The following is a 16,031-nucleotide window of genomic DNA, read 5'->3' on the forward strand; positions in this document are numbered from 1 at the left end:
CCTGCACATCAACCACGGAGAAAACAACAATGACAACCGTATCCACTCTGGGGGCGCTGGTGGCGTTAGCCGTCGCCATCGTCCTGATTCTACGCAAGGTGCCACCGGCTTACGGCATGATCGCCGGCGCGCTGGCGGGCGGGCTGTGCGGCGGCGCCGACCTGGTGCAGACCGTAACGCTGATGATCGGCGGGGCGCAGGGCATCACCAACGCCGTGATGCGCATTCTGGCGGCGGGGGTGCTGGCCGGGGTGCTGATCGAATCCGGCGCGGCGCACACCATTGCCGAAACTATCGTGCGCAAGGTGGGCGAAACCCGCGCGCTGCTGGCGCTGGCGGTGGCTACACTGATCCTGACGGCGGTGGGAGTATTTATCGACGTGGCGGTGATCACCGTCGCACCGATCGCGCTGTCGATCGCCCAGAAGGCCGGCATTTCGCGCGCGGCGATCCTGCTGGCGATGATCGGCGGCGGCAAGGCCGGCAACGTGATGTCGCCCAACCCGAACACCATTGCGGCGGCGGACAACTTCCACGTGCCGCTCACTTCGGTGATGATGGCCGGCATCGTGCCGGGGCTGTGCGGCCTGGTGGTGGCCTATCTGCTGGCGCGTCGCCTGAGCGATAAAGGCAGCAAAGTGATGGCCGAAGAGCTGACTCAGCATGCCGAAGGGGCGCGGCCGGGCTTCGCTGCGGCGATCAGCGCGCCGCTGGTGGCGATCCTGCTGCTGTCGCTGCGGCCGATCGCCGGTATCGCCGTCGATCCGCTGATCGCGCTGCCGGCCGGCGGGTTGGCGGGCGCGCTGCTGATGGGGCGTATCCGCCAGTGCAATCATTTTATGGTCTCCGGCCTGTCGCGCATGGCGCCGGTGGCGATCATGCTGCTCGGCACCGGCACGCTGGCGGGCATTATCGCCAACTCGGCGCTGAAGGATGTCTTGATTAACGGCTTAACGCACACCGGGCTGCCGGCCTGGCTGCTGGCGCCGCTGTCCGGCGCGCTGATGTCGATGGCGACCGCATCGACCACCGCCGGCACCGCCGTGGCTTCCGGGGTGTTCAGCTCTACGCTGCTCGAGCTGGGTGTGAGCGGGCTGGCCGGCGCGGCGATGATCCATGCGGGCGCCACGGTGCTGGATCACCTGCCGCACGGCAGCTTCTTCCACGCCACCGGCGGCAGCGTCAATATGGCGGTGCACGAGCGGCTGAAGCTGTTGCCGTATGAAACGCTGGTGGGATTCACCATCGCGGCAATCTCGGCGCTGATGTTTGGCGTGTTTAACCTGGCGGGATAAGGAACAGTGATGAAAACGCTGAAAAAAGTGGTTATTGCCCCGGATTCTTTCAAAGAGAGCCTGAGCGCGCTCGGCGTTGCCGACGCCATCGAGCGGGGATTTCGCCAAATTTATCCGCAGGCGCACTACGTGAAGCTGCCGATGGCGGACGGCGGCGAAGGCACGGTGGAGTCGATGGTGGCGGCCACCGGCGGTGAAATCGTCCAGGTGACGGTCACCGGGCCGCTGGGAGAGCCGGTGCAGGGGTTCTATGGCCTGCTGGGTGACGGCGAAACCGCAGTGATTGAAATGGCCGCCGCTTCCGGGCTGCACCTGGCGCCGCCCGGCCGGCGCGATCCGCGCATCACCACCAGTTACGGCACCGGCGAACTGATGCTGGCGGCGCTGGAGCGCGGCGTGAAGGCGATCATTCTCGGCATCGGCGGCAGCGCCACCAACGACGGCGGCGCCGGGATGATGCAGGCGCTGGGCGTGAAGTTGCTGGATAAGGAGCGCCTGCCGCTGCCGGTGGGCGGGGCAGCCCTGGCGCAGCTGGCGCACCTCGATCTCACCGGGCTGGATGCGCGTTGGCAACGGGTGAGCGTGACCGCCGCCTGCGACGTCGATAACCCGCTGTGTGGCGAAAAGGGCGCCTCGGCGGTGTTCGGGCCGCAGAAGGGAGCGACGCCGGAGATGGTGGCGCAGCTCGATGCGGCACTGCATCACTATGGCGAACTGCTGGAGCGGGAAACCGGCCGCGCCGTGCTCACCCAGCCGGGCGCGGGCGCGGCGGGCGGTATGGGGGCGGCGTTGCTCGGCATGCTCAGCGCGCGTTTGCGGCCGGGCATCGAGATCGTCACCGAAACGTTGCGTCTGGATGAGGCGGTGCGCGATGCCGATTTGGTGATCACCGGCGAAGGGCGGCTGGACAGCCAGTCGATCCACGGCAAAACGCCGATCGGCGTGGCGCGGGTGGCCAAGCGCCACGGGGTGCCGGTGATCGCCATCGCCGGCAGCCTGACGCCGGATTACCAGGTGGTGCATCAACACGGCATCGACGCGGCGTTTTCGGTGCTCGACCGCATCGTGACGCTGGAAGAAGCGCTGGCGGACGCCGATCGCAATCTGCAGGTGACGGCGCGCAACGTGGCGGCGGTGTGGCAACTGGCGCAAAGGGAAGGCCCACAGGCATAGCCTGTTGCTGTTATCGGTTTCGACGCAGGACTTTTCCGTTACAATAGCCGGCATTAATGGCTGCTGACATCCCGACCCAGAACGGAATGCCGGCCGGAAAGGAAATGAGGGGAACTGAGATGAAGCAAGAGAAACACGGCGTATTGCTGGTGAACCTGGGCACACCAGATGCGCCGACCTCGTCGGCGGTCAAACGCTATCTGAAGGAATTCCTCAGTGACGATCGCGTGGTCGATACGGCGCCGCTGATCTGGTGGCCGATCCTCAACGGCGCGATCTTGCCGATCCGTTCGCCGCGCGTGGCGAAGCTGTATCAGTCGGTGTGGATGGAAGAGGGCTCGCCGCTGTTGGTGTACAGCCGCCGCCAACAGCGGGCGCTGGCGGCGCGCATGCCGAATACGCCGGTGGAGCTGGGCATGAGCTACGGCTCGCCGAGCCTGGCGGAAGCCATCGACAAGCTGCTGGCGCAGGGCGTGACCAACCTGGTGGTGCTGCCGCTCTATCCGCAATATTCCTGTTCCACCAGCGCGGCGGTATGGGATGGCGTGGCGCGGGTGCTGAAAGGCTATCGCCGTTTGCCTTCTGTGGCCTTCATCCGCGATTACGCCGAACATCCGGCCTACATCGCCGCGCTGCAGCAAAGCGTGGAGCGCTCGTTCGCCGAGCACGGCCAGCCGGATCGGCTGGTGCTGTCGTTCCACGGTATTCCCAAACGTTATGCGCGCCTGGGCGACGACTACCCGCAGCGCTGCGAGGACACCCTGCGTGCGCTGAGCGCCACGCTGCCGCTGGCGCCGGAACGCGTGATGATGACGTACCAATCGCGCTTCGGCCGCGAGCCGTGGCTGACGCCGTACACCGATGAGACCCTGAAGGGGCTGCCGGCGCAGGGCGTGAAGCACATTCAGCTGATTTGCCCCGGTTTCTCGGCGGACTGCCTGGAAACGCTGGAAGAGATCAAAGAACAGAACCGCGAGATCTTCCTCAAGGCCGGCGGCGAGAAGTTTGAATATATCTCGGCGTTGAACGATGAGCCGGCGCATATCGATATGATGCAGCAACTGGTGGCGCAGCGCCTGTAATCATCCATAATCTGTATATTAGATGCATCGTGATCGGGCGGGGATGTGTTAACATTCTCCGCTTGTTAAACCGTCACCACCGCCAATCACATGAAATTTCCTGGTAAACGCAAGTCCAAACACTATTTCCCGGTGAGCGCCCGCGATCCGCTTCTGCAGCAGGCCCAGCCCGAAAGTGAAATCAGCACCTCGTATATCGTCGGCATCGATCAGACGCTGGTGGATATCGAGGCGAAGGTGGACGACGCTTTTGTCCAGCGCTACGGCCTGAGCCTGGGCCACTCTCTGGTGATCGAAGACGACGTCGCCGAGGCGCTGTATCAGGAACTGAATGAAAACAACCTGGTTACCCATCAGTTCGCCGGCGGCACCATCGGCAATACCATGCACAACTATTCGGTGCTGGCGGACGATCGCTCGGTGCTGCTCGGCGTGATGTGCAGCAACGTGAAAATCGGCAGCTATGCCTACCGTTACCTGTGCAATACCTCCAGCCGTACCGATCTTAACTATCTGCAGGGCGTTGATGGCGCCATCGGCCGCTGTTTCACGCTGATTGGCGAAAGCGGCGAGCGCACCTTCGCCATCAACCCGGGCCAGATGAACCAGCTGCGCCCGGAAAGCATTCCTGAAGAGGTGATCGCCGGCGCGTCGGCGCTGGTGCTGAGCTCTTATCTGGTGCGCTGCAAGGAAGGGGAGCCGATGAAGGCCGCCACCCTGCAGGCGATCGAATACGCCAAAAAACACGACGTGCCGGTGGTATTGACGCTGGGCACCAAGTACGTGATCGCCGACAACCCGCAGTGGTGGCGCGACTTCCTGAAGGAAAACGTGACGATTCTGGCGATGAACGAAGACGAAGCGCTGGAGCTGACCGGGCTGAGCGATCCGTTGACCGCCTCGGACATGGCGCTGGAGTGGGTGGATCTGGTGCTGTGCACCGCCGGGCCGAACGGCCTGTATATGGCGGGCTACACCGAAGAGGCCAACAAGCGCCAGACCCAGCACCCGCTGCTGCCGGGGCATATCGCCGAGTTCAACCGCTACGAATTCAGCCGCGCCATGCGCCGTGAACACTGTGAAAATCCGCTGCGCGTTTATTCGCACATCGCGCCGTATATGGGCGGGCCGGAGAGGATCATGAACACCAACGGCGCCGGCGACGGCGCGCTGTCGGCGTTGCTGCACGATATTGCCGCCAACGGCTATCACCGCCATAACGTGCCGAATTCCAGCAAGCACGTGCGCAGCTACCTGACTTATTCCTCCCTGGCGCAGGTGTGCAAATACGCCAACCGCGTCAGCTACCAGGTGTTGAACCAGCATTCGCCGCGCCTCACCCGTGGCCTGCCGGAGCGGGAAGACAGCCTGGAAGAGTCCTACTGGGAGCGTTAACCCGCTGAAAAAGAAAAGGTCCGGCAATGCCGGACCTTTTTTTGTGCGCCGTGGCGCTTCAGATCGGACAGCCGCCCATTTTTTCTTCTTCGCTCAGGGTGTCCAGCTGCAGGATGTTCAGCATGCTGTTGGCGATCTCCCGTTCGCCCATCACCACCTGATTAGCGCCGCGATCGGTGATGTAGGCCACTTCGTCGTCGTAGTGGGCGCGGGCGATGATCTCGATGTTCGGCCGCTTGGCGCGCGCCGAGGCGACGATCTCGCCGGCCTCATAGCCGTTGGGTATGGTCAGCAGCAGCCAGCGCGCGCAGTCGAGCCGCGCCAGATCCATCACTTCCGGATTGGCGGCGTTGCCCAGCACCGTCTTGATGCCCTGTTCGCGCAGCGCTTCCACCCGTGGGCGGGAGTTCTCGATCACCACCAGCGGAATGCCCGCCTCGGCCAGTTTGCCGCCCAGCAGGCTGCCGACACGGCCATAGCCGACCACCAGCGCGTGGTTGCACATGTCCACCGGGATCTGCTTCTCTTCTTCCACCGCCTCTTCGAGAATTTGCTCTTCGATGGTTTCGGTTTTGGCCAGATAGCGCTCCAGCAGGGTGAACAGCAGCGGGTTGAGCATGATGGACAGAATGGCGCCGGCCAGCACCAGATTGCGCCCGTGTTCCGACATCATGCCGAGCGCGATGCCGAGGCCCGCCAGAATAAAGGCGAACTCGCCGATCTGCGCCAGGCTGGCGGAAATGGTCAGCGCGGTGCGCTTGGAATGACCGAACATTTTCACCAGCAGGAACGCGGCGGCAGATTTGCCGAACACGATGATTGCCAGCGTCGCCAGCACCGCCAGCGGTTCGTTAATCACGATCATCGGATCGAACAGCATGCCGACCGAGACGAAGAACAGCACCGCGAACGCGTCGCGCAGCGGCAGGGTGTCGTGCGCCGCACGGTGGCTCAGTTCGGACTCGTTCAGCACCATGCCGGCGAAGAAGGCGCCCAGCGCGAAGGAGACGTCGAACAGCTTCACCGCGCCGTAGGCGATGCCGAGCGCCAGCGCCAATACCGCCAGGGTGAACAGCTCGCGCGAGCCGGTGCTGGCGGTTTTCGACAGGATCCACGGCACCAGGCGGCGGCCGACCACGATCATCAACGCAATGAAGGCGATGACCTTACCGATGGTCAGCGCCAGCTCCATCAGCAGCTGGCTGCTGCTGGCGTTGTCGTTGCCCAGCATATTGCCGAAGGCGGGCAGCAAGACCAGCGTCAGCACCATCGCCAAATCTTCTACGATCAGCCAGCCGATGGCGATTTGCCCGCGCTGGCTGTCGATCAGCTGCCGTTCCTCCAGGGCACGCAGCAGCACCACGGTGCTGGCGGTGGAGAGGCAGAGGCCGAACACCAGACCGGAGATCAGATCCCAGCCGAGCAGCTTGGACAGCCCCATGCCGAGCAGGGTAGCGACGGCTATCTGCGCCACGGCGCCGGGAATGGCGATAGATTTTACTGCGAGGAGGTCTTTCAAAGAGAAGTGCAGGCCAACACCGAACATCAACAGGATAACGCCGATTTCCGCCAGTTCCGGCGCCAGTGAGGTATCGGCGACGAAACCGGGGGTGAACGGGCCGGCGAGCACCCCTGCGGCCAGATACCCCACCAGAGGGGAGATGCGCAGGCGGTTCGCCAGCATGCCGAGGAGGAAGGCGAGTACTAACCCTCCGACGATGGTGGTGATGAGCGGTGTTGAATTATGCATCCATACTCCTTCTGGCTATGCATCGCGGCACGGGAGAAACGCAACAAAGTTACGAAAAGATACATTTAGTTTATTGCATTTGTTCGCGGCTTGCTTGGCTAATTTGGCCTTTTTTGTAAAAAAGCAGAGGATTTCACTTAAGGCGTGGCAATGAGGAGATTTTGTGTCAGATAAGCCAAATAAAATTGGTTTATCCGTGGGATAACCCGCATGAATAAATAATTTCATCCGGGCATTCAGCGGGGTTATTGCGCTTTATGCTCCATATTGGGCAGTAGCGCCGTGATAATGCCGATCAGCGGCAGGAAAGCACAGATTTGGTAGACCAGCTCGATACTGGTCAAATCGGCGACATAACCAAGAACTGCCGCACCTAACCCACCCATACCGAAAGCAAAACCGAAGAATAAGCCGGAAACCATGCCGACTTTACCGGGGATCAGCTCCTGCGCATAGACCAGGATGGCGGAGAACGCCGAGGCGAGAATAACCCCGATGATCACCGTCAAAATGCCGGTCCAATACAGGGATGCATAGGGTAAAACAAGGGTGAACGGTGCCGCACCGAGAATGGAGCCCCAAATAACATATTTGCGCCCTATCTTGTCACCGAGAGGCCCACCGATAATGGTGCCGGCCGCCACTGCGAACAGGAAGGCGAACAGGTGAATCTGTGCATTCTGCACCGAAACGCCGAACTTATGTATCAGATAAAAGGTGTAATAGCTGCTGATACTGGCCAGATAGAAGTATTTGGAGAAAATCAGCACCAGCAGGATGCCCAGCGAGTAGGCAACGGTACGTTTTGGCAGCGGTTTCAGCAGCGACGGGCTTTTCGGCTGCCCTTTAGTTGCCCGGTGCTGATGTTGATACCACTTGCTGACCTGTAGCAACACCACGATCGCCAGCAGCGCCGCCAGCGAGAACCAGGCGACGTTGCCCTTGCCGTAAGGCGCGATGATCAGCGCCGCCAGCAGCGGGCCGAGCGAGCTGCCGAAGTTGCCGCCGACCTGGAACAGCGACTGTGCCAGGCCGTGCCGGCCGCCGGAGGCCATGCGCGCCACGCGCGAGGATTCCGGGTGGAAGACCGATGAGCCGGTGCCCACCAGCGCCGCCGCCAGCAGCACCAGCGGAAAGGTGCTCGCCACCGACAGCAGCAGCAGGCCGGACAGGGTAAAGCCCATGCCGATCGGCAGCGAGTAAGGTTGCGGGTGTTTATCGGTGTAATAGCCAATCAGCGGCTGCAGCAGCGAGGCCGTCAGCTGATAGGTCAGGGTAATCATGCCGATCTGCACGAAGCTGAGGTGAAAATCGGCTTGCAGGATCGGGTAAATCGCCAGGATCAGCGACTGGATCATATCGTTGAGCAGGTGAGACACGCTGATGGCGCCAAGGATGGAGAAGGCGGTTCCCTTCACCGCGCTGCCCTTGGCGGGCGGCATCGCGCTTTGGCTACTGTCGGTCATATTATTATTAGCCTGATAAGTTGTTGAGCACAGAGATGACATCTTAGGCAGGGCGCTCAATTTTTACCATATCTGAAATAATTAGACTCACATCGCAAAAATTTGAAATCAGCTGTCATTAATTCGCGCTACAATTTCGCCCTCATCATAAAAGCCATTTAATACACGGAGATCCGCCATGCGCTTTTCGCTGAAAACCACCGCATGCGCGTTGGCCGTTTCCCTGACGTTGCTGTCGGGGGCTGCCAGTGCCTGGGAAAAGGATAAGACCTACGCCATCACCATTCTGCACACCAACGATCATCACGGTCACTTCTGGCAGAACGATCACGGCGAATACGGCCTGGGCGCGCAGAAAACGCTGGTGGACGGCATTCGTCAGGAAGTGGCGGCGCAGGGCGGCAGCCTGCTGCTGCTGTCGGGCGGCGATATCAACACCGGCGTGCCGGAATCGGATCTGCAGGACGCCGAGCCGGACTTCCGCGGCATGAACCTGGTGGGTTACGACGCGATGGCGATCGGCAACCACGAATTCGACAACCCGCTGAGCGTACTGCGCCAGCAGGAGAAGTGGGCGACCTTCCCGCTGCTGTCCGCCAACATCTATCAGAAAAGCACCGGCCAGCGGCTGTTCAAGCCTTACGCCTTGTTCGACAAGCAGGGCATCAAGATCGCGGTGATCGGCCTGACGACCGACGACACCGCGAAAATGGGCAACCCGGAGTACTTTACCGACATTGAATTCCGCGTGCCGGCGCCGGAGGCGAAGCGCGTGGTGGAGCAATTGCGCAAGGACGAGAAACCGGACGTGATCATCGCCGCTACCCACATGGGGCACTACGACAACGGTGAACACGGCTCCAACGCGCCGGGCGACGTGGAGATGGCGCGCAGCCTGCCGGCCGGGTATCTCGACATGATCGTCGGCGGCCACTCGCAGGATCCGGTGTGCATGGCCGGTGACAACCGTAAGCAGGTGGACTATGTGCCGGGCACGCCGTGCTCACCGGATCGCCAAAACGGCACCTGGATCGTGCAGGCGCATGAGTGGGGCAAATACGTGGGCCGCGCCGACTTCGAATTCCGTAACGGTGAGTTGAAGCTGGTGCATTATCAACTGATACCGGTGAACCTGAAGAAGAAGGTGGAGAAGGCGGACGGCACCAGCGAGCGCGTGTATTACACCCAGCAGATCGCGGAAGATCCGACCATGATGAAGCTGTTGACGCCGTTCCAGGAGAAGGGCAAGGAGCAGCTGAGCGTGAAGATCGGCAGCGTTAACGGCAAGCTGGAGGGCGATCGCAGCAAGGTGCGCTTCGTGCAGACCAACCTGGCGCGGGTGATGTTGGCCGCGCAGAGGGAGCGCGCCGATGCCGACTTCGCGGTGATGAGCGGCGGTGGGGTGCGCGATTCCATTGAAAGTGGCGATATCACCTACAAAAACGTGCTCAAGGTACAGCCGTTCGGCAACACCCTGGTGCATGTCGATATGAAAGGCAGCGAGATTGAGCAGTACCTGGCAGTGGTGGCCAACATGAAGCCGGACTCCGGCGCCTACGCCCAGTTCGCCAACGTCAGCCTGGTGGCGGACGGTAAGGGCGTCAGCGAGGTGAAGATCAACGGCCAGCCGCTGCAGGCGGATAAAACCTACCGCATGGCGACGCTGAACTTCAACGCGCTGGGCGGCGACGGCTATCCGAAGCTGGACGGGCTGCCGAGCTACGTCAACACCGGTTTTATCGATGCCGAGGTGCTCAAGCAGTACATCGAGAAACACTCGCCGCTGGATGCGGCGGCTTACGAACCGAAGGGCGAGATCGTTTATCGCTAATCGCCACCGCAGCGGCCTGCCCCCCGTGGGCGGGCCGCCTGTTTTCCCGCCGAAATCCGCCTTCAAACGCACGCAAAAGTCGCCGCCGCCGCCTTCCAATGATAGCCTGAGCAACAATTTGGTTTTGATAACGCAAGCTGGGAGATGACATGTTGAAAACCGCAGGCTGGCTGCTGCCCGCCATCCTGGCGCTGGCGGGGTGTTCGTCATCCGGCCAACGCCATGAGCAAACGCTCAGCCAAGCGCTGGCGGCCATCGGCCAAGACAAGGCGCTGGTTGGCGCTTCGAGCGGCGTGATGGTGCGCGATGCCGACAGCGGCACCGTGCTGTATCAGGCGCACGCGCAGCAGCGCCTGGCGCCGGCTTCCAACATGAAGATGTTCACTTCTCTGGCGGCATTCGGCGTGCTGGGGGCGGATTACCGGTTTGAAACCCGGCTGCTGACCACCGGCGAGCAGCGTGGCGACACCTTGCAGGGGGATCTCTATCTGCAGGGCAGCGGCGATCCGACGTTGCACCCTGACGATCTCGACACCTTCGCCGCCACGCTGGCGCAGCGCGGCATTCGCCATATTCATGGGCGGCTGATCCTGGACGCCAGCGCGTTCGATCAAACGCCCTTCGGCGCCGGCTGGAGCTGGGACGACGAACCCTTCGCTTTCGGCGCGCCGATCTCGGCGCTGAACTACGCCTTTACCCCCGGCGGCGATATCAACGTGGTGCGGGTGGACGTGCAGCCGGGCGCCCGCGCCGGTGCGCCAGGGCGGGTGAGTTTCTATCCCGCCAATGACGCGGTGACGCTGGTCAACCGCACCACCACCGGCGGCGACACCGCACTGACGTTCGATCGCCAGCCGGGAAGCAACCGAATCGTGGTCAGCGGCACCATCGCCGCGCAGGCGGAGACCCGCTCGCGATTGATCACCGTCGATCAACCGGCCCGCGTGATCGGCGCCTTATTGCAACATGCGCTGCGCGCGCACGGCATCACGCTGCGCGGTAACGCTGAAGAGGGCGTGACCCCTGCTGATGCCCGGTTGCTGGCCGAAAAAACCTCGCCGCCGCTCTCCCGCCTGGCCGTCACCTTCCTGAAGCTGTCCAACAACGGTTACGGCGAGGTACTGACCAAAGCGATGGGCCGCAAGACGCAGGGCAAGGGGGATTGGGCCGCCGGCCTGCAGGCGATCGGTCAGTTTGTGCAAAGCCAGGGCATCGCGGCCGGCGCGTACCGTCAGGTAGACGGTTCCGGGCTGTCGCGCATGAATCAGATCACGGCGCAGCAGCTGACGACGCTGCTGCTGGCGGCCAGGAAACAGCCGTGGTTTGCCGCCTGGTATAACGCCTTGCCCATCGCGGGCCAGCCGGGATTGCTGGTGGGCGGTACGCTGCAGAGCCGCATGGTGAAGACGGCGGCGGCGGGCCGCGCCCACGCCAAGAGCGGCTCCATGACCGGAGTATCGTCGCTCAGCGGCTATGTCGACTCGGCGACCGGACGGCCGCTGGCGTTCGCGATCATCAGCAACAACTATCTGGTGCCCGGCGCGGAGGTGAAGGTGCTGGAGGACCGCCTGGTCGAGACGCTGGCGGCCTGTGACGCCACGGTAGTGTGCCGCTGAGCGCGCGGCGTTAGTCGCGCTTGGCGATGTCGGCGAAGCTGCCGGCCAGCAGGCGGCACAGATCGGCGGCGGCCAGCTCGATGTCCAGCCCGCGTTTGCCGCCGGAAACGTAGATGGTGGCGAACGCTTGCGCCGGGCTGTCGATCACCGTCGGCAGCCGTTTTTTCTGCCCCAGCGGGCTGATGCCGCCCACCAGATACCCGGTGACGCGCTGCGCCAGCTGCGGATCGGCCATCTCGGCCTTTTTGGCGCCGAGGGCGCGGGCGACCTTTTTCAGATCCAGCTGGGTGGCGACCGGCGTGACCGCCACCGCCAGGTGTTTGGCGTCGCCGTTCAGCGCTACCAGCAAGGTTTTGTAAACCCGATCGGCATCCAGCCCCAGCTTTCTCACCGCTTCGTCGCCGAAATTAGTTTCGTCGCTGTCGTGGTGATACGGATGAAGGGTAAAGGTGACCTTTTGTTTTTCGAGCAGAACGACTGCGGGCGTCATGATGTGTTGTCCAGAATGTCCCCTGCGGGGGAAGGGTGATAACCAGCTTTAAAAATACAAAAATCCGACCTGCCCGGCAACCTGAGCGGCTGTTACATAAAGCGGGTTGCCAAGATATTCACCGGGTTGCTACCCTGTTTACTGTAACCGTTAACACGGTTGCTATGCGTATAACTAGAATACAAGAAATTCCTCTTTGACTGGCCAATAGCGATATTGGCCTCTTTTTTAGCCCTGCGGCTGCAGCATCGCCGGCAGGTTATCCTCGCCGTACAGGTGCAATGCGCCAACCGCCACCACATAGTCCCCGGCCGGCAGCGCCTCCAGCTGACGCCGCCAGTCGCGATTGCGCTGATGCATCAGCACGTCGTACAGCCCGGCGCTGAAGGTAGCGGGCAGAGTGTCCAGCGTGCCGCGCGGTTTGGCGTCCAGCCACCAGCTCACCATGGTTTGCAGCAGCCGCGCGTTGGTATGCCAGTGCTCCAGCGTATCGCGCAGCAGCGCAATGCCGCCTTCCGGCAGCTGTTCCAGCATCGCCAGCTGCTGCTGCGCCCCTTCCAGCTCGATCACCGGTTTGTCCTGCGCCCGGGCGGCCTGCAGCAACTGATAGTCCACGCCGTACTCTGCCCGCAGCCCCAGACGCTGGGCCTGGCGCGCCTGCATCATCAGCGCGACCTGCCAGCCGGGCAGGGTGGCGAAGGCGTCTGGATCGGCGCCCAGCTCATGGCACAGCGCCAGCAGCCGTTGATATTCTTCGGCGGACAGGCGCTGTTCCAGCGCCAGCTGCAGCTCGGCGTGGTCGAAAGGCGAGGCGGAATCGGTGATATCGGCTTCGACGATCAGCGCGTCGGCCTGTTGCAGCCGGGCGGCCAGTCGGGGCGGCAACGGCGACATATCGACGGTGCCCATATGGATGCTGCCCACCAGATGCAGCCGACGATCGCCCGGCAGAGTGATGTCCAACGCCGGATAAGCGTAACGTTTGGGCGAGATCAGGCCGAGAAAGGCGGCGAGGCGGCGTAACAGTTGACCCATACGGCGTGGCTCCTGAATAACGGGTGCGCGTTTCAGCATGAAAAGCGAGGGAAATCGTCATTCATGCTAAACGCTATCCGCCGCACAGGAAAGCCCGGAAAACAGCGGGGCGCCATGACGGCGCCCCGGCGATCACTTCCTGGGTTTAAAACGCAGCAGCCGGTTGGCGTTGCTGACTACGGTAATCGACGACAGCGCCATCGCCGCGCCCGCCACTACCGGGCTGAGCAGCGTGCCGGTCAGCGGGTAGAGCACGCCCGCGGCGATCGGGATACCCAGCGTATTGTAGATAAAGGCGCCGAACAGGTTCTGCTTCATGTTGCGCAGCGTGGCCTTCGACAGCGCTACCGCATCCGCCACGCCGTGCAGGCTGTGGCGCATCAGGGTGATGGCGGCGGTCTCGATGGCGATGTCGCTGCCGCCGCCCATCGCGATGCCCACGTCGGCCTGCGCCAGCGCCGGGGCGTCGTTGATGCCGTCGCCGATCATCGCCACGCGCTGGCCCTGCGCCTGCAGCTGCTTGATCGCTGCCGCTTTGCCGTCCGGCAGCACCCCGGCAATCACCCGATCGATGCCGGCCTCTTTGGCGATGGCGTTGGCGGTCACCGGGTTGTCGCCGGTCAGCATCACCAGCTGATAGCCCTGCTGGTGCAGGCGCTGCAGCGCCGCGACGCTGTCCTCGCGCAGCGGATCGCGAATGGCGAACAGCGCGGCCGGTTTACCGTCAACGGCCAGCAGCACCGGCGTCACGCCGCGTTCGGCCTGGGCGCGCATCGGCGCTTCCAGTTCGGCGGTCGCAACCTGATGCTGTTCCAACAGCGCGGCGTTGCCCAGCAGCACCTGCACGCCGTCGATTTCCCCGCTGACGCCGGCGCCGCGCAGGGTGCGGAACTGCGCGACCTGCGGCAGCGTTTGCCCGGCGGCGCGTTCCATGATGGCGCGCGCCAGCGGGTGGTTGGAACCTTGCTCCAGCGCGGCGGCCAAGCCGATCGCCTGCTGCTCGCTGACCTGATTGAAGGTCAGGATCTCCACCACCTGCGGTTTCCCTTCGGTCAGGGTGCCGGTTTTGTCGAACACCAGGGTGTCCAGCTGGCTGGCCTGCTGCAGGGCGTCGGCGTCGCGTACCAGCACGCCGAACTCCGCCGCGCGGCCCACGCCGGAGATGATCGACATCGGCGTCGCCAATCCCAATGCGCACGGGCAGGCGATGATCAGCACCGTGGTGGCGATCACCAGTGTATAGACCAGCTGCGGCTGCGGTCCGAAGAAGTACCACATCGCCGCGCTGAACAGGGCGATCGCCACCACCGCCGGCACGAACACCGCCGAGACGCGGTCGGCCAGTTGGCCAATCGCCGGTTTACTGCTCTGCGCCTGGCGCACCAGTTTGATGATGCGCGCCAGCGTGGTTTGGCTGCCGATGGCGGCGGCGCGGAACAGCACGCTGCCGTCGTCGACCACCGTCCCGGCATGCACCGTATCGCCGGGGCCTTTCTGCTGCGGTACCGCTTCGCCGGTCAGCATCGCTTCATCGAGCCAGACTTCACCCTGCACGATTTCACCGTCGACCGGCACGCGATCGCCGGTGGTCAGCCGCAGCGTCATGCCGAGCTGCACCTCCGCCAAGGGAATATCGCGCTCGCCGTCGTCGGTTACCAACCGCGCGGTAGGCGGCGTCAGATCCAGCAACCGCTCCAGCGCCTGCGAAGAACGCTGGCGAGCACGCTGCTCCAGCGCATGGCCGAGGTTGATCAAGCCGATAATCATCGCGCTGGCCTCGTAATAGAGGTGGCGCGCCTCCATCGGGAAGAAATCGGGCCAAATGTTGACGGCGATCGAGTAAAGCCAGGCGGCGCCGGTACCGAGCGCCACCAGGGTATCCATGGTGGCGCCGCCGTTCATCAGCGCACGCCAGGCGTTGCGGTAGAAGTGCCCACCGGCGAACACCATCACCGCCAGGGTGATGACGCCGACCAGCAGCCAGGGGCGCTGGGTTTCCGGCGTCAGCGTCATGCTGCCGCCGAACAGCCCCCAGGCCATCAGTGGGATACCCAACGCCAGACCCAGCGCCGCCTGCCAGCTAAAGCGCTTCATGTTGGCGCGTGCGGTCTGCTGCTGGCGCTCGCGGCGCTCGGTTTCATCCTGAATCATTTCGGCGCCGTAGCCGGCTTTTTCCACCGCCGCCACCAGCGCCTGCGCATCGGCGGCGCCGGTCACCAGTGCGCTGCGTTCCGCCAGGTTGACGCGCGCATGCTCTACGCCGGGAACGCTTTGCAGCGCCTGCTGCACTTTATTGACGCAGCTGGCGCAGGTCATGCCGCTGAGCAGCAGCTGTACGCTGTCGTCCGCGCCGTCGGTTGCCGGAAGGGGAGATTGCGCCGCTGGCTGAACGTCCGGCAACGAAGGTGTTGCGTCAGTCAACGGCTCAGTTTTTGGGGCGACGGCGCCCGCTACGCTGGCGTGATAACCGGCATCTTCCACCGCGGCGATCAGCGCCTGTGGATCGGCATCGCCGTACACTTTCGCGCCGTCGATAGCGACGTCGGCGGCGAACACGCCCGGCACCGCTTCCAGCGCCTTGCGGGTGGTGCCGACGCAGTGCATGCAGCTCAGGCCGCTCAATTGCAGTTCGGTATCGGCATGCGGCGCGACTTCGGCCTGATAACCGGCGGCGATCACGCTGTCGATCAGCGCGCCGTCCGGCGCGTCGCCGGTTACTTTGGCGTAATGCACGTTAACGTCCGCCTGTTCGACATCGCTGCGGCTTTCCAGGGCTTTTTTCACCCGCTGCGCGCAGTTCATGCAGGACAGGCCCTGCAATGCCAGCATAGTGGTGTGTGACATGATTGAACTCCTTGCTTAAAGGGCGGTGTTTAAAGGTTGACCGCCTGACCTGTT

General features: G+C 63.2%; 11 protein-coding genes. 6 read left to right on the top strand and 5 right to left on the bottom strand.

What is annotated here, in order from left to right; all coding sequences use genetic code 11:
• The first annotated feature begins 29 nt into the window (after positions 1 to 29).
• The 4 genes from ACJ8HT_RS09235 to ACJ8HT_RS09250 all read left to right on the top strand — a co-directional run bounded on the left by ACJ8HT_RS09235 (position 30) and on the right by ACJ8HT_RS09250 (position 4,945).
• Positions 30 to 1,295: a GntP family permease gene (locus ACJ8HT_RS09235; protein ID WP_038875012.1), complete on the top strand. Its 1,266-nt coding sequence runs from the start codon at positions 30 to 32 to the stop codon at positions 1,293 to 1,295.
• 9 nt (positions 1,296 to 1,304) lie between these two features.
• On the top strand, positions 1,305 to 2,468 hold the full coding sequence (locus ACJ8HT_RS09240; protein ID WP_197652279.1) for a glycerate kinase: 1,164 nt from the start codon (positions 1,305 to 1,307) through the stop codon (positions 2,466 to 2,468).
• Between the two features lie 119 nt (positions 2,469 to 2,587).
• Complete coding sequence (gene hemH, locus ACJ8HT_RS09245) at positions 2,588 to 3,550, top strand: ferrochelatase (protein ID WP_004940253.1); 963 nt, start codon at positions 2,588 to 2,590, stop codon at positions 3,548 to 3,550.
• 90 nt (positions 3,551 to 3,640) lie between these two features.
• Positions 3,641 to 4,945 carry an inosine/guanosine kinase gene (locus ACJ8HT_RS09250; RefSeq protein WP_025301797.1) on the top strand — a complete coding sequence of 435 codons (1,305 nt, stop codon included), beginning with the start codon at positions 3,641 to 3,643 and terminating at the stop codon, positions 4,943 to 4,945.
• A gap of 58 nt (positions 4,946 to 5,003) precedes the next feature.
• Here ACJ8HT_RS09250 and ybaL read toward each other — a convergent pair whose 3' ends face one another.
• Positions 5,004 to 6,695 carry a YbaL family putative K(+) efflux transporter gene (gene ybaL, locus ACJ8HT_RS09255; protein ID WP_004940247.1) on the bottom strand — a complete coding sequence of 564 codons (1,692 nt, stop codon included), beginning with the start codon at positions 6,693 to 6,695 and terminating at the stop codon, positions 5,004 to 5,006.
• 245 nt (positions 6,696 to 6,940) lie between these two features.
• Positions 6,941 to 8,161, bottom strand: a complete 1,221-nt coding sequence (locus ACJ8HT_RS09260; RefSeq protein ID WP_049272288.1) for an MFS transporter — start codon at positions 8,159 to 8,161, stop codon at positions 6,941 to 6,943.
• A 178-nt stretch (positions 8,162 to 8,339) separates the two neighbouring features.
• On the opposite strand from ACJ8HT_RS09260, the gene ushA reads away from it, so the two are divergent.
• Positions 8,340 to 9,992 (top strand): bifunctional UDP-sugar hydrolase/5'-nucleotidase UshA, encoded by a 1,653-nt coding sequence (ushA, locus tag ACJ8HT_RS09265; protein WP_194571505.1) that lies wholly within the window; start codon positions 8,340 to 8,342, stop codon positions 9,990 to 9,992.
• A gap of 149 nt (positions 9,993 to 10,141) precedes the next feature.
• The gene (dacB, locus tag ACJ8HT_RS09270) at positions 10,142 to 11,608 is read left to right on the top strand and encodes a D-alanyl-D-alanine carboxypeptidase/D-alanyl-D-alanine endopeptidase (RefSeq protein ID WP_197652278.1); all 1,467 of its coding nucleotides are present in this window, start codon (positions 10,142 to 10,144) and stop codon (positions 11,606 to 11,608) included.
• A gap of 10 nt (positions 11,609 to 11,618) precedes the next feature.
• On the opposite strand, the gene ybaK is transcribed toward dacB, so the two are convergent.
• The 3 genes from ybaK to copA form a co-directional block, all read right to left on the bottom strand.
• Positions 11,619 to 12,098, bottom strand: a complete 480-nt coding sequence (gene ybaK, locus ACJ8HT_RS09275) for a Cys-tRNA(Pro)/Cys-tRNA(Cys) deacylase YbaK (RefSeq protein WP_049272291.1) — start codon at positions 12,096 to 12,098, stop codon at positions 11,619 to 11,621.
• Between the two features lie 228 nt (positions 12,099 to 12,326).
• On the bottom strand, positions 12,327 to 13,133 hold the full coding sequence (locus ACJ8HT_RS09280; protein ID WP_197652277.1) for a TraB/GumN family protein: 807 nt from the start codon (positions 13,131 to 13,133) through the stop codon (positions 12,327 to 12,329).
• Positions 13,134 to 13,265: 132 nt separating this feature from the next.
• Positions 13,266 to 15,977 (bottom strand): copper-exporting P-type ATPase CopA, encoded by a 2,712-nt coding sequence (copA, locus tag ACJ8HT_RS09285; protein ID WP_197652276.1) that lies wholly within the window; start codon positions 15,975 to 15,977, stop codon positions 13,266 to 13,268.
• Positions 15,978 to 16,031: the final 54 nt, after the last annotated feature.

Source organism: Serratia sp. CY44782, from assembly GCF_052168715.1.
In the GTDB taxonomy this organism is placed as follows: domain Bacteria; phylum Pseudomonadota; class Gammaproteobacteria; order Enterobacterales; family Enterobacteriaceae; genus Serratia; species Serratia nevei.

Coding starts and splice junctions, on each gene's coding strand:
- ACJ8HT_RS09250 (WP_025301797.1), top strand. CDS start 3,641: ATGAAATTTCCTGGTAAACGCAAGTCCAAACACTATTTCCCGGTGAGC.
- ACJ8HT_RS09235 (WP_038875012.1), top strand. CDS start 30: ATGACAACCGTATCCACTCTGGGGGCGCTGGTGGCGTTAGCCGTCGCC.
- ACJ8HT_RS09260 (WP_049272288.1), bottom strand. CDS start 8,161: ATGACCGACAGTAGCCAAAGCGCGATGCCGCCCGCCAAGGGCAGCGCG.
- ACJ8HT_RS09240 (WP_197652279.1), top strand. CDS start 1,305: ATGAAAACGCTGAAAAAAGTGGTTATTGCCCCGGATTCTTTCAAAGAG.
- copA (WP_197652276.1), bottom strand. CDS start 15,977: ATGTCACACACCACTATGCTGGCATTGCAGGGCCTGTCCTGCATGAAC.
- ushA (WP_194571505.1), top strand. CDS start 8,340: ATGCGCTTTTCGCTGAAAACCACCGCATGCGCGTTGGCCGTTTCCCTG.
- ACJ8HT_RS09280 (WP_197652277.1), bottom strand. CDS start 13,133: ATGGGTCAACTGTTACGCCGCCTCGCCGCCTTTCTCGGCCTGATCTCG.
- hemH (WP_004940253.1), top strand. CDS start 2,588: ATGAAGCAAGAGAAACACGGCGTATTGCTGGTGAACCTGGGCACACCA.
- ybaL (WP_004940247.1), bottom strand. CDS start 6,695: ATGCATAATTCAACACCGCTCATCACCACCATCGTCGGAGGGTTAGTA.
- ybaK (WP_049272291.1), bottom strand. CDS start 12,098: ATGACGCCCGCAGTCGTTCTGCTCGAAAAACAAAAGGTCACCTTTACC.
- dacB (WP_197652278.1), top strand. CDS start 10,142: ATGTTGAAAACCGCAGGCTGGCTGCTGCCCGCCATCCTGGCGCTGGCG.